This is a genomic window from Actinomadura kijaniata, from assembly GCF_014138665.1.
In the GTDB taxonomy this organism is placed as follows: domain Bacteria; phylum Actinomycetota; class Actinomycetes; order Streptosporangiales; family Streptosporangiaceae; genus Spirillospora; species Spirillospora kijaniata.
Window position 1 is genome coordinate 633,331 of the sequence record NZ_JACJIA010000004.1, and the last position, 19,508, is coordinate 652,838.

Genomic DNA, 19,508 nt, shown 5'->3' on the forward strand with positions numbered 1-19,508 from the left:
CGGCGACCGTCGCCCCCGCCACCCGAACACACGGAGGGGGTGCGGCATCTTATAGGGACGATCATGTCTGCCAGAGCGAGGAGAGCACGGTGCCCCCCGTCCCCCCGGCGCCCGGAGAGCCGACCCGGCTCGGTGACTACTGGCTGGCCGGAAAGATCGGCTCAGGCGGGCAGGGGGTGGTCTACGAGGGGTACGGCCCCGACGGCGCGCGCGTCGCGGTCAAGGCCCTGCACGGCGACTACTCCGCCGCGCACCGCGTGCTGCTCGCCCGCGAGGTCGACGCGGTGCGCCGCGTGTCGCAGTTCTGCACCGCCCGCGTCCTCGCGGTCGACCTGGAGCACGACCCGCCGTACATCGTCAGCGAGTACGTCGCGGGCCCGACGCTGCAACAGGCGGTCGAGACCGGCGGCCCGTACGGGCCGGACGAGCTGTACCGGCTGGCGGTCGGCATCGCGACCGCGCTGACCACCATCCACCGCGCGGGCGTGGTGCACCGGGACCTCAAGCCCGCGAACGTGCTGCTCGGCCCGGACGGCCCCCGCGTCATCGACTTCGGGGTCGCCCGGCACGATGACATGTCCCAGAGCACGACCGGGGTCAAGGGCACGCCCCGCTACATGGCCCCGGAGGTGTTCCGGGGGCAGGGCGCCGGCCCCGCCGTGGACGTGTGGGCCTGGGGCGCGACGGTCCTGTTCGCGGCGAGCGGTCGCCCGCCGTTCGGCGGGGACATGCTGGCCGTGCTGGTGGGGGCCGTGCTGGACACCGAGCCGGACCTGTCCGTCCTGCCCGACCGGCTGCGGCCGGTCGTGGCGGCGGCGCTCGCCAAGGACCCCGGCCGGCGCCCCGGCTCCTCGGAGGTGCTGCTGGACCTGCTCGGCGGCCCCGGCGGGGACCTGCTGGAGCAGGGCGTGCGCGCGGCGGCGGCCGTCCGCGCGCCGGACGCCTCCGCCTCCGCGCCGACGCTGGGCGAGCGCGCCGAGGAGGTGTTCCGGCGGCTCCCCCCGGCGGCGCAGCAGGCGGCGCCGCAGGTGCTGCTGCGCATGGTGGCGGAGGGCGAGGAGGTGGTGCGCCCCGCGCGGTACGAGGAGTCCGACGACGGCCGCACGCCGAAGGAGACGACCGACGCGGTGATGCGCGCGTTCACCCGGGCCGGGCTGCTCACCTGGGACGGGCGGCAACTCATGATCACCACGCCCGCGCTGCTGCGCGCCTGGCCCCGGCTGCGCGAGTGGGCCGACGCCGAACGCCCCGGCCTCGCCGTGCACCGGGAACTGGTGGACGGCGTCCGGCTCTGGGACGCGCACGGGCGCAAGGCCGGCGACCTGTTCCAGGGCACCCGCCTGGACCGGGCGCTGGGCTGGGCCGTCAGCGGCCGCCGCCACCTCGCGATCAGCCGGGCCGAGCAGGAGTTCCTGGACGCCGGCCGGACCGCGGCGCGGCGCCGGTCCACCGCGCGGACGGCCGTGTCCGGCGTGCTGGCGGTGCTGCTGGTGGTCGCGGTCGGCGCGGTCGTGCTGGTGGTGCAGCGGGGCCAGACGGTGGCCCGGCAGCGCGACGAGGCGGAGGCGCGGCGGATGGCGGCGACCGCGATGGCGACCCGCCGCCACGACCCGCGCCTGGCCCGGCGGCTCGCGGTCGCCGCCGCGTCCCTGGCCGACACCGCGGAGACCCGCGAGACGCTGGTCGCGCTGCGCCACCAGTGGGAGAGCGACGTGTTCGGCCCGCCGGACGCGGGCGCGCAGGCGCTGCGCCAGCCGTCGCCCGACGGCCGCCTGCTGGTCGTCCTCGACACCGCCCCGGGCACCGGGGGCACGGCGCGGATCTGGGAGGTCGACTCGCGCAGGGAGCTGCGCCGGTTCGCCGTGCCCGGCCCGAAGGCCGTCGACCTGGTCGTCACCAACGACGCGCGCACCCTGGTGACCTGGATGAGCGACGGGACGGTCCGCGTCTGGGACACCGCCACCGGCGGGCAGCGCGGCGCCCTCCCGTTCGGGAAGGGCCCCAACGCCATCCCCGACGGCATCGACCTCAACCCGTCCGGGAACCTGCTGCTGGCCAGGCGGAAGGGCCGGTCCACCGCCTGGGACCTGCGGACCCTCAAGGAGGTGCCGCTGCCCTGGAAGAACCCGAAGAACGACACCGTGCTGCTCACCGCCGCCGCCGACGACCGGACGGTCGCGGGCGTCACGATGAACTTCGGGGACAGGGTCCGCGTCCGGCGGCTCGCGTCGGCCGCCGGACCGGCCGCCGACATCGCCGTCCCGAAACTGAACGCCCGGCTCAGGAAGCGGTGGGTGGGCGAGACGCGGCTGAGCCCGGACGGCTCGCTGCTGGCGGTCGCGCACGCCCCGCAGGGCGGCTCCAAGTCGGAGCTGCTGCTGTGGGACCTGAGGACCGACCAGCAGTACACCGTGCTGGCCTCGGGAGACTCCACCTCGACGCTGGCGTTCACCCAGGACGGCCGGTTCGTCGCGCAGAACCGCACGATGTGGCGGGTCGCGCGCGGCATCCTGCCGCGGGGCGTGCCGCCGGTGCTGCGCTACGCGCCGGGCGTCGTCTGCGGGCTTCCCCGGTTCGTGGACAACCGGATCCTGCGCTGCCTGGAGCACAGCACCGGCCAGCTCTCCTCGCTCGACGTCGGCACGTACACGAGCGCGCGGAACGTGCGGGACGCCGGCGGCCTGCTCTCCGAGACGTCGATGGCGGCCGACGGGTCGGTGGTGGCCTTCCGCTCCAACGGCACCGTGCGGTTCTGGGACCTGCGGCACGGCAAGCCGCTGTCCGGCGGGTTCAGGCTGTCGTCCGACTACGAGCACTCCAGCGACGGCACGGGACTGGCGATCAGCGGCGACGGCGCGAGGCTGGCCATCCGCAAGAACCCCCGCACGATCACGATCACCGACGCCCGCAGGTTCGCCCAGCTCGGCACGGTGACGCTGCCGCAGCCGAACGGCGCGGCGCGGGGCATGGCGTTCACGCCGGACGGCCGGGGCATGGCGATCGTGGTGCGCGACGGCGCGGCGTACCAGCTCCAGTTCTGGGACATGACGACGTTCCGGCAGATCCGGTCGGTCCCGGTCGCCGACGGCGGCTACGGCAGGCTCCTCTTCCGGGCGGACGGGAAGGCGTTGCTGTTCAACGGGCAGACCGGGCTGGTGGAGTACCCGTCCGGACGGGTCCGCGCCACCGGCGACGCCGTCGTGCTGCGCTCCCCGGCCGCGCTGAGCCCCGACGGGCGCACGCTCATCGGCCTCGGCGGGATCCAGAAGGAGGTCGTCCCCGTGGACGGCACGACCCTCCGGCCGAAGAACCTGATCATGCGCGGGCACCGGGGGTACGTGCAGGCCGCCGCGTTCTCGCCGGACGGCGGGCTGCTGGCCACCGGGGACCGTGGCGGCGAGGTCCGGCTCTGGGAGGCCGGGCCGGGACGCTCCTACGCGCTCTCGCTGACCGGCCACCAGAACCCGATCAGGGCGCTGGCGTTCTCCGCGGGCGGCCGGACGCTGGAGAGCCTGGCCGACGACGGCACCGTCATCAGCTACGACATCGCGCCCGCGCGGGCCACCGCCGCGCTGTGCCGGACCACCGGCGGCGGGCTGACCAGGCAGGAGTGGAAGCGGCACCTGCCCGTCCTCGACCACCGCCCCACCTGCCCGACCGACCGCTGAACCGCCGTGCCCCGTCCCGCCGGGGACGGGGCACGGCCTTGCGCTACGGGCGGACGGTCTTCAGGACGCCGCACTCGCGCTTGGTCTTCGGGCCCTTGCAGATCTGCACGGTCACCTTCTGCATCATCTTCCGGTGGGCGGGGATGGCCGTACCGATCCTGAAGTCGGTCTTGCCGGCCTTGACGGGGATGGTCCGCCTGAGGCTGCGGTTCCCCGTGGCCTTCCAGTAGAAGGTGACCACGACGTCCATGGTGCTCCGGGTCTTGTTGGTGGCCTCCCCGGACACCCGCGCGCTGCTGCCGAACGTCACGGCCCCGGTCACCTTCTGCTTGGCGCGCTTGACGCACTTGCCGTTCTTGCCCAGCTCGCCCTTGCCGCAGACCTCGAACGACTTGGGCTTGGGCGGCACGGGGGCCGCGGCGGCGTGCGCGGCCGGGGCGAGTCCGGTGAGCGCGGCTCCGGCCACGAGCGTGGTCGCGAGGGTCTTACGGATCACGATGGCATCTCCTTGCGGCGTTGGTGACGGGGCCGCCCGGTGGGGGCCCGTCACGCATCGTCGTGGACGTCACCCCCCGTCACCAGGCCCCCAGGGGCCATCCTCGGGACCCGGGACCGGTGCCTGGCTCCTATGGCCGCAGGGCGTCCGGACCCCCGTTCAGGAGAGGAGGCGGGCGGCCAGGACGACGATGTCGTCGGTGAGCGGGACCCCGTCCTGGAGGCGGGGCAGGCTGTCGATGAGCCGCTGGGCGGTGTGCGGGCCGCCGCGCGCGAAGCCGTCCAGGTGGGCCAGCAGTGCGGTGGTGTCGTCGGCGCCGCCGTTCCGGCCGAGGTCCTCGACCAGCCCGTCGGTGTACAGCAGCACCGTGGCGGCCGAGGGCAGGGCGACGGTGGTGACCGGATAGGTCTCCTCGGTCATGACGCCCAGCGGCAGCCCGCCGGGCAGGTCCACCAGCTGGGCGGGCTTGCCGGGCGGCAGCAGGACGGGGGAGGGGTGCCCGGCGCGGCAGCCGCGGATGACGCCGCTGCGCTGGTGGAGGACCAGGTACAGGCAGGTGACCAGCAGCGGGTCGTCGGTGCGGGTGTTGAGCTGGTCCAGCAGGCGGTTGGTCCGCGCCAGCACCTGGTCGGGCGGGTGGCCCTCGACGGCGTAGGCGCGCAGCGCGATGCGGATCTGGCCCATCAGCGCGGCGGCGTGCACGTCGTGGCCCTGCACGTCGCCGATCACCAGGGCGATCTGCCCGTCGGGCAGCGGGACGACGTCGTAGAAGTCGCCGCCGACCTGCAACCCGAAGGAGGCGGGGCGGTAGCGGTAGGCGATGTCGAGCCCGGCGGTGTGGGCGGGGGTCAGCCCGCAGCCCAGGCTCGCGCCCGGCAGCATGCGCTCCTGCACCCGCTGGACCAGGAGGTGCTCGGCGTCGTGGATGCGGCAGCGGTCCAGCGCCTGGGCCAGCAGCCCGGCCACCATCAGCAGCTGGGCCTGCTGCGCGCCGTCGATGTGGCGCGGGTGCGGGAAGTCCAGCAGGCAGGCGGCGGGGGCGCCGTGGTTGCTGGGCAGCGGCAACCCCACCCAGGCGCGGGCCCGGGGGCGGTTGACGACCGGCTGGAAGCGCGGGTAGCGGCTGCGGAGCCGGGCGGGGGAGCCGACGAACACCGGGGTGCGCCGGGCCAGGGCGTCGGTCAGCGGCGCGGGCACGGCGACCGGGAACTCGCGCACCCGCCGGAGGGTCCGGTCGCTGTGCCCGGCGGCGGCCAGGACGCGCATCCGGTCGCCGGCACGCTCGACCACCAGGATGCCGCCCGCGCCGAACACCGGCAGCGTCCTGGCCGCCGCCGCGGCGAACTCCTCCACCGTCCCCGCGGCGGCCAGCGCCGCGCTCAGTTCCCCGACCCGTTCGGCGTACCCGGTCTCCGCGGTCGGTGGCGCCGCCGGCGCCGGGGCCGCCGCGGCGGCGACCAGGTCGGCCAGCACCCGGACGAACCGCCGCTCGGTCTCGCCGAACGCCCCGGCGGTCCCGGCTCCGGCCGGGCGGACCAGGCACAGCACGCCCCAGACGCGCCCCTGGGCCCGCAACGGCACGGCCCCGCACGCGAGCGCCTCGGGGGCGTGGCCGGTCACGGGATAGCGGGCCGCGAGGTCCTCGGGGCCGGCGACCCACACCGGCCGGCCGGTGCGCACGGCGTCGGTGACCGGCAGCCGCGTGCGCATCCGCAGCGTCCCGTCCGCCCGGCCGGTCGGCGGGGACATCCCGCACAGCGCCGCGATCGACAGCGACTGCCCGGTCACGTCCAGCACCGCGAGCATCCCGCCGACCGGGCCGAGGCAGGTCCGCGCCGCCTCCACGGCGGTCTCCAGCGTCCGCTCCAGCCCCCGCGCTCCCGCCAGCCGGAGTCCCGCCCGTTCCAAGGCCGCCAGGTACTCGCGCGTTCGCGGCACCGCGCCCCCTCGCCTCCGGCGGCGGAACGACAACGCCCCCTACGGTGTCCACGCCGCGGTCTCGGCCGCCCTCGACACGGGACGGCCGCGCACCCCCCGATTGATCACTTTAGGTCAGAGCCCGGCTACCGGAGTGTGGTATGCGGGAAAAGACTCGACCAATGGGGGACCAAGGGCCAGCCGACGGCCGGGACCGGCTATGGTCGAGCGCCTCTCGTTCAGACCCGCGATCCGGAGTGCCGTGCCGGGGCGGTCTCGCTCTCCGCCGGCCCGTCGCCGCCGATGGCGCCGATGTGCCGCAGCGCCGCGGCGGACAGGAACGAGAGCGCCAGGACGCCGATCGCGGCGACCAGCGTCGCGACGTTCAGGCCGGCGGTGGCCGCCTCCTTGGCCTGGTCGAGCAGGCCGGGAGGCAACCGGTCCGCCACCGAGGACGCGCCCGCGAGGCTGTCGCCCGCCGGTCCGGCCACCCCGGCCGGCGTCCCCGCGGGGATCTCGTCGTCGACGCCGCCGCGGTAGACCGCGGTGGCGAGGCTGCCCAGGACCGCGACGCCCAGGGCGAGCCCCAGTTCCTGCACGGTCTCCGACATCGCCGCGGCCGAGCCGGCCCTCTCCGGCGGCGCCGCCCCGACCACCAGGTCCGTGCCCAGCGCCGCGATCGCCCCGAGCCCGAGGTAGACCAGGCCGAAGCCGGTCACGACCAGGGCGATGCCGCCGGTGGCGTTCACCTGGGTGAGCAGCGCGTACCCGACCGCGGACAGCGCCAGCGCGGCGGCCACCACGATCCCCGGGGGGACGCGGCGCGCGACCAGCGGCGCCCCGATCGCGGCCGCGAACATCATCAGCGCGGGCGGCCCCATCCACCCGCCCGCCTCGATCGGCGGCAGCTCCTCCACGAGCTGGAGCTGCTGCGTGACCAGCAGCATCACGCCGCCGACGCCGACCAGCCCGACGAGCAGGATGCTCAGCGCGGCGCTGAACGTGCGGTCGGCGAACAGCCGTACGTCCAGCAGCGGGCTCTCCAGGCCGCCCTGGCGCCGGACGAACAGCACCGCGACCACCACGCCGACCACCGCGGCGACGACCGTCGGGGCGTCGGGGCCCTCCTTGGCGAACCGCTTCACCGCGTAGATCACCGGCAGGATCGCGAGCAGCGACAGCACGACGCTGAGCAGGTCGAACCGGCCGCTCCGCGGCGCGCGGTACTCGGGGATCAGCACCGGCGCGGCCACCAGCAGGACGACCGCGACCGGAACCGCGAGCAGGAACGCCGAGCCCCACCAGAACCGGGCCAGCATCGCGCCGCCGACCAGGGGCCCGACGGCCATGCCGAGCGCGAAGCTCGTCGCCCACACGCCGATCGCCACCGACCGCTGGCGCGCGTCGGCGAACATGTTGCCGATCAGGGCCAGGGTGGAGGGCATCAGCGTGGCACCGGCGATCCCCAGCGCCGCGCGCGCGGTGATGAGCAGCCCGGGGCTGTCGGAAAAGGCGGCCACCACCGACACGGCGCCAAAGGCGGCCGCCCCGATCATCAGCAGCCTGCGACGGCCGATCCGGTCGCCCAGCGTGCCCATGGTGATCAGGAAACCGGCGATCAGGAAGCCGTAGGCATCCATGATCCACAGGGTTTCGGTGCCGCTCGGGCGCAGGTCCTCCGCCAGCGAGGGGAGGGCGAGGTACAGCACGGTGACGTCGAGGCCGAGCAGGACGGTGGGCAGTGACAGGACGGCGAGCCCGCCCCACTCCCGGGGCCCGGCCCTGCGTGCGGTCGATGTGCTCATGGGACTCCTCCGCGTTCTCGGGAACGTGCGGAGCCACCCTGCCGACCGGTACGCACGATTTCCTGACGGTCGGCTGGCGATACATTTCAGGACATGCGCTACGGGGTGCTCGGCCCGCTGGCCGTCTGGGACGCCGAGGGACGGCCGGTCAAGATACCCGAGGCGAAGGTGCGCGTTCTGCTGGCGGACCTGCTGGTCCACGGGGGCCGTCCGGTGCCGGCCGGCCGTCTCGTCGAGGATCTCTGGGCGGGCAGCCCGCCGGGCGGGTCGGCCAACACGCTGCAGACCAAGATCTCCCAACTGCGCCGCGTGCTGGGCCGCGAGCGGGTGGTCCGCGAACCGGCGGGCTACCGGCTGCTGCTGGCCGACGGCGTGGTCGACGCGCTGCGGTTCCAGGAGCTGGCCGAGCGCGCCCGCGCTCACCGGGAACCGGCGGTGAAAGGCGACCTGTTCGCCGACGCGCTCGCGCTGTGGCGGGGCCCGGCCTACGCCGACGTCGCCGAGGCGCCGTTCGCCCGCGGTGAGATCATCCGGCTGGAGGAACTGCGGCTGTCGGTCCTGGAGGACCAGGCCGAGGTGCGGCTGGTGCTGGGCGAGTACTCGGCGCTCGCCGCGGAGCTGGGCGAGCTGGTGGCGCGGCACCCGCTCCGCGAACGGCTGCGCATGGCCCACATGCGCGCGCTGTACCAGGCCGGGCGGCAGGGCGAGGCGTTGCGGAGCTTCCAGGAGCTGCGGCGGCAGCTGGCCGAGGAGCTGGGGGCCTCGCCCGGACCGGCGGTCTCCGCGCTGCACGAGGCGATCCTGCGCCAGGAGCCGCACCTGGCCCCGCCCGCCGCCGGGCGGCCGCGCCGCCGCACCAACCTGCCCGCGCCGCTGACCGCGTTGATCGGCCGGCGGGAGGCGGTCGGCCGGGTGCGGGCACGGCTGGATCCGGGTTCCACCGCCCGGCTGGTCACGCTCACCGGTCTCGGCGGGGTCGGGAAGACACGGCTGGCGACAGCCGCGGCGCGCGACGTCGCCGGGCGGTTCGCCGACGGGGTGTGGCTGGTCGAGCTGTCCGGCCTGAGCGCCGGCTCGACCCCCGACGACATCGCCGAACGGATCATCACGACGCTGGGGCTGTGCGACACCGCGGCGACGGAGCCGGACCTGGACGACCTGGTGAACTGGCTCGGCCAGGCGGTGGCCGACAAGCGCCTGCTGCTCCTGCTGGACAACTGCGAGCACGTGGTCGAGGCGGTCGCCGCGCTGGCCGGGACGGTGCTGTCGGCGGTGCCCGGCGGGCACCTGCTGGTCACCAGCCAGGAAGCCCTCGGCATCCCCGGCGAGGTGGTGCACCCGGTGCCGCCGCTGGCGTTGCCGGAGGACACCGATCCGGCGGCGGTCGCCCGCTCCAGCGCCGTCGAGCTGTTCGTGGAGCGGGCGGCGGCCGCGGTGCCCGGCTTCGCCCTCGACGCGGACAACGCGCCGGCCGTCTCCGCGATCTGCCGCCGGCTGGACGGCATCCCGCTGGCGCTGGAACTCGTGGCCCCCCGGCTGCGGACGCTGAGCCCGGAGCAGCTCGCCGCCTGCCTGGACGACCGGTTCACCCTGCCCGAGGTGCACGCGCGCGGGCTGCCCGCCCGGCAGCGGACGCTGAGGCGCATGCTCGACTGGAGCTGGGAACTGCTGACCGCGGACGAGCGGACCGTGCTGCGGCGGCTGGCCGTGCACGCCGACGGCTGCACCCTGGCGTCCGCCGAGGCCGTCTGCGCCGGCCCGGACCTACCCGCCGGGCGGGTGCCCGACCTGCTGGCGCGGCTGGTGGACCGATCGCTGGTGGTCCGCGAGGCGGGACGGTTCCGCCTGCTCGAGTCGGTGGCCGCCTACGGCGCCGAACGGCTCGCGGAGGCGGGGGAGGAGGCCGCCGTCCGGGCGGCGTTCGTGCGGTGCTACACCGCGCTGGCCGAGGACGCGGACGACCGGCTGCGCGGCCCGGACCAGCGACACCGCCTGGAGCACCTGGACGCGGAGACGGTCAACCTGCGCCGGGCCCTCGACCTCGCGGTCGCCGGGCACGACGCCGGGCACGCGCTGCGCCTGGTGAACGCGCTGGCCTGGTACTGGTTCCTGCGCGGCCGGCTCACCGAGGCCCGCAGGTCGATCCAGGCGGCGCTGGCCGCCGGCGGCCCGGCCGCCCCGGCCGCGCGCCGGGCGGCGCGGGCCTGGCTGACCGGGATGGAACTGCGCACCTCACCGGCCGGGGCGACGGAGGTCCCGGCCGGCCGGGACCCGACCGCCGGTCTCGACGATCCGGTGCTGCGGGCCCGGTTGCAGTGGTTCGTGGGCACCGGCCTGACCGGCCACGGCCGCCACCTGGAGGGACGGTGCCTGGTGGAGGCGAGCCTGACCGGCGCGCGCGCCGCCCGCGACCGCTGGGGCGAGGCCGCGGCCCTGGTCGAGCGCGCCGGCCACGCCCCCGGCCGGGGCGGGCCGCAAGCGGAACTGGGCGCCGCGCTGTTCCAGGAGATCGGGGATCGCTGGGGCCGGCTCCGCGCCACCCGGGCGCTGGCGCTGGTGGCCGAGGTCGACGGCGACCGCGCGCGGGCGGAGCGCCTCCACCGGGAGGGCCTGCTGGTGGCCGAGGAACTCGGCCTGTGGACCGAGGCGGTCGAGGCGCTGACCTGGCTCGGCCGGACCGCCCTGTCCGGAGGGCACGCCCGGCGGGCGACGGAGCTGTACGAGCGCGCGCTGTCCATCTCGGTCGAACGCGCCTACAGCCGCGGCGAGATCCACGCCGAGATCGGCCTGGGGCGGGCGGCCCGCCTCCGCGGCGACCGCGAGACCGCCGGACACCACCTGAACCGCGCCCTGGCGAAGATCCGCTCGTCAGGCCACACCGCCGGTGCCGCGGAGGCACGGGCGGAACTGGATCTCGTGGCCCGGCCTGACGGGGTCAGGCGGTCTTCGGAGTGGCGCGTTCGATGATGGGGGCCAGGTCCAGGCCGGGCGGCAGGGTGCCGTAGGCGCCGCCCTGGTCGCCGGCCAGGCGGGTGGCGCAGAACGCGTCGGCGACGGCCGGGTGGCCGTGCCTGACCAGCAGGGACCCCTGGAGGACGAGGGCCAGCCGTTCGGCGATGCGGCGGGCGCGCAGTTCGGCGGTGGCGAGGTCGGTGAAGGAGTCCTTGGCCTCGCGGACGGCCGCGTCCAGCCGCGCGTCGGCGCCCGCGGCGCGCTCCACCTCGTCGAAGAACACCTCGATGGTCTGGGGGTTCTTGACGATGGCCCGCAGGATGTCGAGGGCGGCGACGTTGCCCGAGCCCTCCCAGATGGAGTTCAGGGGCGACTCGCGGAACAGGCGGGGCATGCCCGACTCCTCGACGTAGCCGTTGCCGCCCAGGCACTCCAGGGACTCGGCGGCGTGGGCGGGCCAGCGCTTGCAGACCCAGTACTTGCTGACGGCCAGGGCCAGGCGCTTGAACGCCGTCTCGCCCTCGTCGCCCCGGACCGAGCGGTCGGTCGCGCCGGCCAGGCGCATCATCAGCGTCGTCGCGGCCTCGGACTCGACCGCCAGGTCCGCCAGGACGTTGCGCATCAGGGGCTGGTCGATCAGGTACCTCCCGAACGCCGAGCGGTGCGCGGCGTGGTGGGCGGCGGCGGTGACGCCGTGCCGCATCCCGGCGGCCGCGCCGATCACGCAGTCCAGGCGGGTCATGTTGACCATCTCGATGATGGTGCGGACGCCGCGGCCCTCGTCGCCGACGCGCCAGGCGACGGCGTTCTCGTACTCGACCTCGGAGGAGGCGTTGGACCTGTTGCCCAGCTTGTCCTTCAGCCGCATCAGGCGCAGCGGGTTGAGGGCGCCGTCCGGCAGGACGCGGGGGACCAGGAAGCAGGTCAGGCCGCCGGGGGCCTGGGCGAGGGTGAGGAAGACGTCGCACATCGGCGCGCTGGTGAACCACTTGTGGCCGACCAGGCGGTAGGTGCCGTCAGTCCGCGGGGTGGCCTCGGTGGTGTTGGCGCGGACGTCGGAGCCGCCCTGCTTCTCGGTCATCGACATGCCCGCCAGCAGCGCGTTCTTGGTGAGCGGGGCGCGCAGGCCGAAGTCGTACTCGCTCCTGGTGAGCAGGGGCTCGTACCGCGCGGCCAGCTCGGGGGCCTGGCGGAGCGCGGGGACGGCCGCGTACGTCATCGAGACCGGGCAGCCGTGGCCCGCGTCCACGCGCCAGGCGTAGAACTTGGCGGCGCGCGCGACGTGCGCGCCCTCGCGGGAGTCGGCCCAGGGCGCGCCGTGCAGGCCGGAGGTGACGGCGACGGTCATCAGCTCGTGCCAGGCCGGGTGGAACTCGACCTCGTCGACGCGGTGGCCGCGGCGGTCGTGGGTGCGCAGGACCGGCGGGTACTCGTTGGCGAGGCGGCCCCACTCCTGCGCCCGCGCGGTGCCCGCCAGGCGGCCCAGCTCGTGGACCTCGGCGGCGGCCCAGCCCGCGCCCTCGCGGTCGAGGCCGTCCAGCAGCGCGGCGTCGTCGGCGAGGTCGTGGCCCTCCAGCGGGGGGACCTGGTTGAACACTTCGTGGGTCGTCACGGGGCTACTCCGAGGGCTCGGTGGGCGAAGCGGATGAGGTCCGGGAGGGTGCCGGGCGCGAGGCCGCCCTCGGCGAGGGGCGCGACGAGGGCCTCCCCGACCGCGCCGACCAGGGCGGTGGCGCTGAGGCGCGGGTCCTGCGGGGGCAGCTCGCCGGAGGCGACGCCGTCGGCGACGAACGCGGCGATCACCTCGGCGTAGGCGCGGCGGAACACCAGGCGCTCGGCCTCCACGGCCGGGTCGACGGGCTCGGCCAGCAGCGCGTACGCCAGGCGCGGGGCGCGCAGGGCCCGGCCCGCGAACGTCTCGACCGTCGCGGCGACGGCCTCGCGCGCGGTGTCCTCCAGCGCGGCGGCGCGGGCGACGGCGTCCACCTCGCGCCCCGAGGCCGTCCGGAACACCTCGGCCATCAGCGCGGCCTTCCCGCGGAAGTGCTGGTAGACGCTGCCGGTGGCGACCCCGGCGCGGTCGGCGACCGCGGCGACCGAGCAGGCCCGGTAGCCGCCCTCGGCGACGATCTCCAGGGCGGCGGCGACGATCCGGTCCCGGGAGGCGGTCAGCCGCGCCTGCACGCCGGGGGTCCTGCGGTAGGCCATGCAAGGATTGAATCGCAATTCATTCCTTGACCGCAACACCCCGGGCGCGGCGCCGCCCTCCTCCTGAAGGGGAGGCATGATCTCGTCCGCACGGTGGATTGCCGTAAGGCAGGTGGGGCATAGTTTCGGAATCATGAGTCAGCCCACCCCGCAGCAAGGGCGGCCATCGGTTCCGGTCCCGCCGCCGGACCCCGCCCGTCCGCCCCAGCCGCGCGCCGCGTCCGTGCGCGCCTCCGACGCCGAGCGTGAGGCGGTGGTGGAACGGCTGCGGGTCGCCTCGGTGGAGGGGCGGCTGACGTTCGAGGAGCTCACCGAGCGGACCGAGGCCGCCTACCTGGCCGTCACGCGCGGCGATCTGGAGGGGGTGGTGGCGGACCTGCCCGCGCTCGGCGCGCCCGGCGCGACGCCCGCGCCGCCGCAGATCCGCCGCCGCTTCACCTCGATCATGGGCGACGTGCGCGAACGCCTGTCCGGCCGCGTCGACCAGGAGCTGGAGGTGCTGGCGGTGATGGGCGACGTGGTCCTGGACCTGCGCGGCGCCCAGGTGCCGACCGGCGAGGTGTCGGTGGTCGCCACCTCGGTGATGGGCGACGTGAAGGTCATCGTGCCGGACGGGGTGGCGGTCGAGCTGACCGGCTACGCGGTCATGGGCGACCGGCGGGTCCGGGTGCGCGAGCCCCGGCCGGGCGCGCGCGTTCCCGTGGTCCGCGTCCGCGCCCACGCCGTCATGGGCGACGTGCAGATCGTGGACGACGAGCACCACGCCCCGCTGCGCCGCGCCCTGTCGGGCTGGTGGGAGGGCCGCAAGAGCCAGTGACGCCGGGGCCCGTCGCGGGCCCCGGCGCACCGGGCCGGCCGCGGGGGGTCAGGCGGCGTTCTGGCGGTGGTAGGCGACGCGCGCGCCCAGCCACGCCGTGTAGACGCCCGTCCCGACCAGGGCGGCCTTGCGGGTCCTGGCGAAGGTCATGCCGAGGCCGAGGGCCAGTTCGGTCGCCCCGTTGCGCCTGATCCAGGTCTCGGTGTCGTTCGGGAACCCCGCCTTGGAGATCGACTCGAACATCTTGGGCGCGACGAAGTGGGCGGCGCCGGTCGCGGCGAGGAGGAGGCCGCCGGTGCGGAGAAGGGGCATAAGTGGGTCCTTTCAGACGGTGGGTTCGTAGTGTTCCAGACGGCGGCCGGAGCTCATGACCGCCCTCCGGGCGTGTAGGCGTAGTCGTCCAGGTCGAAGGTGCGGGACCGCCGCCACACGTGGAAGCCCGACTGCGGGCGCACGTAGGGCGAGTCGCCGTGCCGGTCGAAGTAGTAGGAACGCGACCCCGCGCAGCTCGGCTGGCCGAGGATGGTGCCCTTCATGCGGCGGCGCATGTCGGCGGTGAACGCGTCGTGCGGGCCCTGCCGCACGACGACGCGGACGGCGCGGCGGCGGCGCGCCTCCGCGAGGCACCGCACGATGTGGGTGGTCCCGGCCTCGATGATGGAGAACCAGGACGCGCCGGTGACGGTGTAGGGGCCGTTCATGAGCCAGAAGTTGGGCATCTGCGGGACGGCGAGCCCCTCGTAGCTCTGGTAGCGCTCGCGGTCCCAGAACGCGCCGAGCTCGACGCCGCCCGGGCCGACGACCGGGAACGGCGGCGTCGCGCCCGGCTCCAGGATCCGGAAGCCGGTGGCGAGGACGAGGGTGTCGATCTCGCGTTCGGCGCCGTCGGCGGTGACGATCCCGCGCGGGGTGATCTTCTCGATCGGGTCGGTGACCAGCTCGACGTCGTCCCGGGCGAAGGTGGGCAGGTAGCGGTTGGAGAACGAGGGCCGCTTGCACCCGAACCCGTACGACGGCGTCAGCCTGCGGCGCAGCGCGCGGTCGGGGACCTGGCGGCGCAGGTGCGCGCGGCAGACCGCCTCGGCCGCGCGGACCAGGAACGGCACCTTGCTGTAGTGCACGATGCCCAGCACCATGACGACCTCGGAGGCGGCCGTGGTGACCAGGCGGACCAGCCGTTGCAGCGGCGGGAACAGCCCGAACGCGCGCCGCACGCCCCGCGGGACCGCGAAGTCCACCTTCGGGAACACCCAGATCGGGGTGCGCTGGTAGACGTGCAGGCGCGCGGCGCGTCCGGCGATCTCGGGGATGACCTGGAGGCCGGACGCCCCGGTGCCGATGACGGCGACGCGCTCGCCGGTCAGGTCGTGGCCGTGGTCCCAGCGCGCCGTGTGGACGACCTTCCCGGCGAAGCCGTCCAGGCCGGGGATGTCCGGGTCCCTGGGCTGGTCGAGCGGGCCGACCGCGCACACCAGGAACCGCGCGGTGACCTCGCCGGCGCTCGTGCGGACGCGCCAGAGGTCGGCGGTCTCGTCGAACCCGGCGCCCTCGACCCTGGTGTTCAGCCGCAGGTGCGGGCGGAGCCGGTACTTGTCGGCGCAGTGCTCGGCGTAGGCGCGCACCTCCGCGCCGGGCGCGAACGCGCGCGACCAGCGCGGGTTGGGCTCGAACGAGTAGCAGTAGGTCGCCGACGGGATGTCCACGGCGACGCCCGGATAGGTGTTGTGGTGCCAGACGCCGCCGACGCCGGGGGCCGCGTCCAGGATGACGAAGTCCCGCATGCCCGCGCGCCGCAACCGGATGCCGACGCACAGTCCCGAGAACCCGGCGCCGACGATGACGACCTCGTGATCGGGTTTCACCGCGGACCGCCCTCGCGCGTCGCGGCCTGGTCCAGGACGCCCCGGACGTTGACGTCCAGCGTGGCGGCGCTGACGGCGTCGGGCTCGTCCAGGAACGGCCCGAGGGGCATGATCCCGGCGTTGTTGCCCAGGATGTCCAGCGGGCCCCCGGCCGCCTCGACCGCCGCCAGGAACGCCGCGAACGACGCCCGGTCGCTCACGTCCACCCCGAAGGCCCGCGCCCCGGTCTCCTCGGCGGTCCGGCGCGCGCGCTCCTCGTCCCGGTCCCCGATCCACACCCGCGCCCCGCGCGCGGCCAGCGCCTCGGCCGCGGCCCGCCCGATGCCCCGCGCGCCCCCGGTGATCGCCACGACCGCGCCCGCGCGCGCCACGACGGGATATCCCATGCCGTCTCCCTCGGTCATTCGGATACCGAAGGTATTTGGAAGTTGGATGGAACGTCAATAGTCGCTCACCGGCTTGACCGACGTGGGTTCCGTCACTCAGCGTTCGGATACCGCCGGTCGCTAAGCTGAGAGCATGGCGCGACTGACCAGGGCCGAGAGCCAGGCGAGGACCCGCGAGCTGCTGCTGGCCACGGCCCGGCGGCTGTTCCTGCGCGACGGCTACCACGCCACCACCATGGAGAAGGTCGCCGAGGCGGCCGGGTTCTCCAAGGGGGCGGTCTACTCGAACTTCTCCACCAAGGACGAGCTCTGCCACGCCGTCATCGAGGCGGTCCGCGCCGAGCACGTCCAGCGGATCTTCGAGGCGTTCCGGGGCGAGGGCTCGGGCGAGGAGCGGCTGGCGGCGTTCACGGCCTGGAGCGAGCGCACCATCGGCGACCCCGGCTGGACCCTGCTGGAGGCGGAGTTCGCGATCCACGCGGCCCGCCGCGACCCGGCCCTGCGCGACCGGGTGGCGCGGGGCGGCCGCGCGTGGTCCGGCGCCCTGCGCCTGCTCCTGGAGGAGGAGGCCCGCCGCCGCGACCTGACCCTCCCGCTCCCCGCCGCCGAACTGGCCGACGCCCTCCTCGGCCTGGGCATCGGCCTGGGCCTGAGAAGGGCGGTGGACCCGACCCTGCCCGCCACCGCCCTCCCCTCCCTGGTCCGCCTCCTGCTCGACCTCTCCGACCGCCACGAACGGAAGTAAGGGACCGGCGCCGGACAGTGCCGACTTCCCGCCGCGAAAGCGTCGGCTTCCTGTCGCGAACCGGAATGCGGTGCGAGCATGGGGGCGGCGGACGCCATGTCATGCCGCTCGAATTCCTGATGTGATGTCCGGCCCTGCGGGCGGGGTCGAGACGCGTGTGGAAGGCGGACTGGTTTGCGTAAATCGCGCATTGGGCAGTGGCGGAGGAGTTCCTACTGCATTAATGATTCCAATTGTGTCGAGGTGGCTCGGGAGTCCGGCTCACGGCTCGTCATCCGGGACGCGGGACGCGGCGACGAGGGGCCTTCTCTTTCCCTGTCCCGCGACGACCTGCGTTCCCTGCGCCGATGGTTGGGGGAGCCCTCGGACTGATCCCCGGCACCCGGGCGGGCTCATGACGATCTGTCCCGAATTGGATGCACATTGTAGCCGACGTGTTAGGGTTGGCCTCCTTCCGGTCGCTTGATGATCACCATGCGGCCTGGTTTCGCGAAGATCACGGTGCGGGAGAACTCGTTCCGAGACGGTTGCTTCAGCAGGGTCCCGGGGCTCTGCGGCGTCTCGTGTTACAGGGGAGACGAGAGGGAGACCTGTGGACTCTAGCCGCGACCTGCCATGGAAGCGCAGTTCGTTCTGTGCCAACGCCAACAACTGCGTCGAGCTCGCGCCGACGTCGCCCGGCGTCGCCGTCCGGGACACCAAACGCGGTCCCGGCGGGCCCGTCCTGCGCTTCTCGTCCGCGGAGTTCGCGGCCCTGCTGTCCTCGCTGCGGGGGGGATGACGCGGGGCTCAGATCTCCGCCGCCGCCCTGGCGATGCGGTCGGTCGACTCGGCGTGGGACAGCGCGCTGGAACGCAGACTGTCCCACGCCAGGCGGTAGGAGTAGGTGAGCTCCTCCTCCTGGTGCTCGCTGGTCTGCAGGCCGTCGATGTAGAGGACCTCGGGGAACACCACCTCGTAGGCGGGGGAGAAGCGCAGCAGCGTGAAGTCGTCGCCGAACACGGGGGTGCGCGGGTTCCGCAACGGCAGGACGTGCAGCTCCAGGTTCGGCAGGTCGGTCAGCTCGGCGAGCCGGACCAGCTGCCGCCGCATCGTCTCGCGCTCGCCGACGGAGCGCATCAGCACCGACTCGTCGATGATCGCCGAGAAGCGCAGCGGAGGATCCCGGAAGAGCAGCCTCTGCCGCCGCATCCGCACCTCCAGCCGCCGGTCCACCTTCTGGGGAGGAATGGCCGGAAAGGCGCTGCGGCTGCTCTCCAGCACGTAGCGGGCGTACTCCTCGCTTTGCAGCAGTCCCGGAAGGGAGTAGGTGACGTAGTTCGACGAGGAGTCGGCCTCGTCCTCCAGCGCCACGAACCTCGCGAACCCCGGCATCAGGTCCTTCTCGTAGGCCGCCCACCAGCCCCGCTGGGTGGCGGCGTGCGCCAGCGCCAGCAGTTCGCCCATGTGCCGCTCGTCGACCTCGTAGAGCTCCAGCAGCAGGCGGACGTCGGACACGCGCACGCCGATGCGGGCGTTCTCGATGCGGCTCAGCTTGGAGGGGGACCAGTCCAGCCGGGTGGCGATCTCCTCGGCCGTGAGGCCCATGCGTTCCCGGAGGCGGCGGAGTTCGGCGCCGAGGCGCCGGCGTCGGACGGTCGGAGCGGCTGGCATGGCGCCTCCCTGGCTCGGCGGGTCGGCGTTCTCCCCCGGCGAGGCCGTACCGGTCGCTGAACGGCGATTTGCGGATTGCTCTGCAAATTGCACGACACCGAGAGCGGACTCACCGCGATCCTAATCGCGTCCGGCGCGGAAGTCTCCGTTCCTCTCGGAATGCGGTGGGCATCCGCGATGGCATTCCCACTCGGCGGACAGATCTGTCTTTCCGATCGGTGTGCACGTGGCCGTGCACCTTGCATGATCACCTTCGTTCCCCGACACTGGGAGTCGCGTCCCTCCCGGCGTTCGCCGGGACTGCGGGATTCGCCGATTTCCGTTCGTCGCCTTCGGGGTGCGGGGACGGGATTGGAGCGGCGCCGTGAGCAGCCTTCCTGTCTACAGGAGCATTCTCGTGCTCGACATCGAGCGTTCCACGAGTGCGCTGCGGACCAACCCCATCAGGCAGGAACTGCGCGACCGGCTCTACGGGTTCCTCGCGCGGGCGATGGCGTACGCCGGGATCGAGGAACGGTTCCTGGACCCGCTGGAGGACCGGGGCGACGGTGTCCTGGCGTTGCTGCGGCCCGTCGACCAGGTGCCCAAGTCGCATCTGCTGTCGCGGCTGGTGCCCGAGCTGGTGCGGCTGCTGGCCGACCACGACCTGGAGCTGCCGCCGGGGGAGCGGGCGCGGCGCGGGCTGCGGCTGCGGGCGGCGGTGCACGCCGGGGAGGTCCACCTGGACGGCAACGGCTGCTTCGGCGAGGCCGTCGACGTGGCGTGCCGGATGCTGGACGCCCCCCGGTTGAAGGGGCTGCTGCGCGCCGTCGACGCGCCGCTGGTGCTCGGGGTGTCCGAGGACATCTACCGGGGGGTCGTGCGGCACGGGTACGACGGGATCGACACCGACGCCTACCGGTTCGGGTACAGCGTCCTCGTCGGCGAGCGCCGGCATCGGGTGTTCGTGCACGTGCCGTCGGTCATGGCCGTCGTCGAGGCCGCCTCCTGAGACCCGGG

At 74.5% G+C, this 19,508-nt stretch carries 16 protein-coding genes; 7 read left to right on the forward strand and 9 right to left on the reverse strand.

Annotation, left to right across the window (positions count from 1 at the left end):
* Positions 1-89 precede the first annotated feature (89 nt).
* Entirely contained in the window at positions 90-3,668 is a 3,579-nt protein-coding gene (locus HNR61_RS49240) for a serine/threonine-protein kinase (RefSeq protein WP_182844454.1), read from the forward strand.
* Positions 3,669-3,711: 43 nt separating this feature from the next.
* Here HNR61_RS49240 and HNR61_RS18965 read toward each other — a convergent pair whose 3' ends face one another.
* The 3 genes from HNR61_RS18965 to HNR61_RS18975 form a co-directional block, all read right to left on the reverse strand.
* Positions 3,712-4,164: a hypothetical protein gene (locus HNR61_RS18965; RefSeq protein ID WP_182844455.1), complete on the reverse strand. Its 453-nt coding sequence runs from the start codon at positions 4,162-4,164 to the stop codon at positions 3,712-3,714.
* Between the two features lie 159 nt (positions 4,165-4,323).
* On the reverse strand, positions 4,324-6,102 hold the full coding sequence (locus HNR61_RS18970; protein ID WP_182844456.1) for a SpoIIE family protein phosphatase: 1,779 nt from the start codon (positions 6,100-6,102) through the stop codon (positions 4,324-4,326).
* A 218-nt stretch (positions 6,103-6,320) separates the two neighbouring features.
* Complete coding sequence (locus HNR61_RS18975) at positions 6,321-7,886, reverse strand: MFS transporter (protein ID WP_182844457.1); 1,566 nt, start codon at positions 7,884-7,886, stop codon at positions 6,321-6,323.
* Positions 7,887-7,979: 93 nt separating this feature from the next.
* On the opposite strand from HNR61_RS18975, the gene HNR61_RS18980 reads away from it, so the two are divergent.
* Positions 7,980-10,853: an AfsR/SARP family transcriptional regulator gene (locus HNR61_RS18980; RefSeq protein WP_182844458.1), complete on the forward strand. Its 2,874-nt coding sequence runs from the start codon at positions 7,980-7,982 to the stop codon at positions 10,851-10,853.
* Here HNR61_RS18980 and HNR61_RS18985 read toward each other — a convergent pair.
* Both HNR61_RS18985 and HNR61_RS18990 read right to left on the reverse strand, forming a co-directional pair.
* The gene (locus HNR61_RS18985; protein ID WP_182844459.1) at positions 10,822-12,450 is read right to left on the reverse strand and encodes an isovaleryl-CoA dehydrogenase; all 1,629 of its coding nucleotides are present in this window, start codon (positions 12,448-12,450) and stop codon (positions 10,822-10,824) included. The two genes, HNR61_RS18980 and HNR61_RS18985, sit on opposite strands and share 32 nt — an antisense overlap.
* On the reverse strand, positions 12,447-13,046 hold the full coding sequence (locus HNR61_RS18990; RefSeq protein ID WP_182844460.1) for a TetR/AcrR family transcriptional regulator: 600 nt from the start codon (positions 13,044-13,046) through the stop codon (positions 12,447-12,449). The genes HNR61_RS18985 and HNR61_RS18990 overlap by 4 nt, the downstream gene beginning before the upstream one ends.
* 133 nt (positions 13,047-13,179) lie before the next feature.
* Between HNR61_RS18990 and HNR61_RS18995 the strand changes: the two genes are divergently transcribed.
* Complete coding sequence (locus tag HNR61_RS18995) at positions 13,180-13,863, forward strand: DUF1707 SHOCT-like domain-containing protein (RefSeq protein WP_182844461.1); 684 nt, start codon at positions 13,180-13,182, stop codon at positions 13,861-13,863.
* A gap of 48 nt (positions 13,864-13,911) precedes the next feature.
* Here the strand turns inward: HNR61_RS18995 and HNR61_RS19000 are convergent, their stop codons facing one another.
* From HNR61_RS19000 to HNR61_RS19010, 3 genes are read right to left on the reverse strand one after another with little or no spacing between them, the layout of a single operon-like run.
* Entirely contained in the window at positions 13,912-14,175 is a 264-nt protein-coding gene (locus tag HNR61_RS19000; RefSeq protein WP_182844462.1) for a DoxX-related protein, read from the reverse strand.
* 53 nt (positions 14,176-14,228) lie between these two features.
* On the reverse strand, positions 14,229-15,725 hold the full coding sequence (locus tag HNR61_RS19005; protein WP_182844463.1) for a flavin-containing monooxygenase: 1,497 nt from the start codon (positions 15,723-15,725) through the stop codon (positions 14,229-14,231).
* Positions 15,722-16,111 carry an SDR family NAD(P)-dependent oxidoreductase gene (locus HNR61_RS19010; protein ID WP_182844464.1) on the reverse strand — a complete coding sequence of 130 codons (390 nt, stop codon included), beginning with the start codon at positions 16,109-16,111 and terminating at the stop codon, positions 15,722-15,724. The genes HNR61_RS19005 and HNR61_RS19010 overlap by 4 nt, the downstream gene beginning before the upstream one ends.
* Before the next feature lie 133 nt (positions 16,112-16,244).
* Here HNR61_RS19010 and HNR61_RS19015 point away from each other — a divergent pair, with 133 nt between their 5' ends.
* The 3 genes from HNR61_RS19015 to HNR61_RS19025 all read left to right on the forward strand — a co-directional run bounded on the left by HNR61_RS19015 (position 16,245) and on the right by HNR61_RS19025 (position 17,637).
* Positions 16,245-16,856 (forward strand): TetR/AcrR family transcriptional regulator, encoded by a 612-nt coding sequence (locus HNR61_RS19015; protein WP_182844465.1) that lies wholly within the window; start codon positions 16,245-16,247, stop codon positions 16,854-16,856.
* Between the two features lie 174 nt (positions 16,857-17,030).
* Positions 17,031-17,228 carry a DUF397 domain-containing protein gene (locus tag HNR61_RS50465; protein WP_182844466.1) on the forward strand — a complete coding sequence of 66 codons (198 nt, stop codon included), beginning with the start codon at positions 17,031-17,033 and terminating at the stop codon, positions 17,226-17,228.
* Positions 17,229-17,448: 220 nt separating this feature from the next.
* A complete protein-coding gene (locus HNR61_RS19025; protein WP_182844467.1) occupies positions 17,449-17,637 on the forward strand; it encodes a DUF397 domain-containing protein in 189 nt (62 codons plus the stop codon).
* A gap of 8 nt (positions 17,638-17,645) precedes the next feature.
* On the opposite strand, the gene HNR61_RS19030 is transcribed toward HNR61_RS19025, so the two are convergent.
* Positions 17,646-18,509, reverse strand: coding sequence for a helix-turn-helix domain-containing protein (locus HNR61_RS19030; RefSeq protein WP_182844468.1), 864 nt, complete (start codon positions 18,507-18,509; stop codon positions 17,646-17,648).
* A 364-nt stretch (positions 18,510-18,873) separates the two neighbouring features.
* On the opposite strand from HNR61_RS19030, the gene HNR61_RS19035 reads away from it, so the two are divergent.
* A complete protein-coding gene (locus HNR61_RS19035) occupies positions 18,874-19,500 on the forward strand; it encodes a hypothetical protein (protein WP_182844469.1) in 627 nt (208 codons plus the stop codon).
* Positions 19,501-19,508 lie beyond the last annotated feature (8 nt).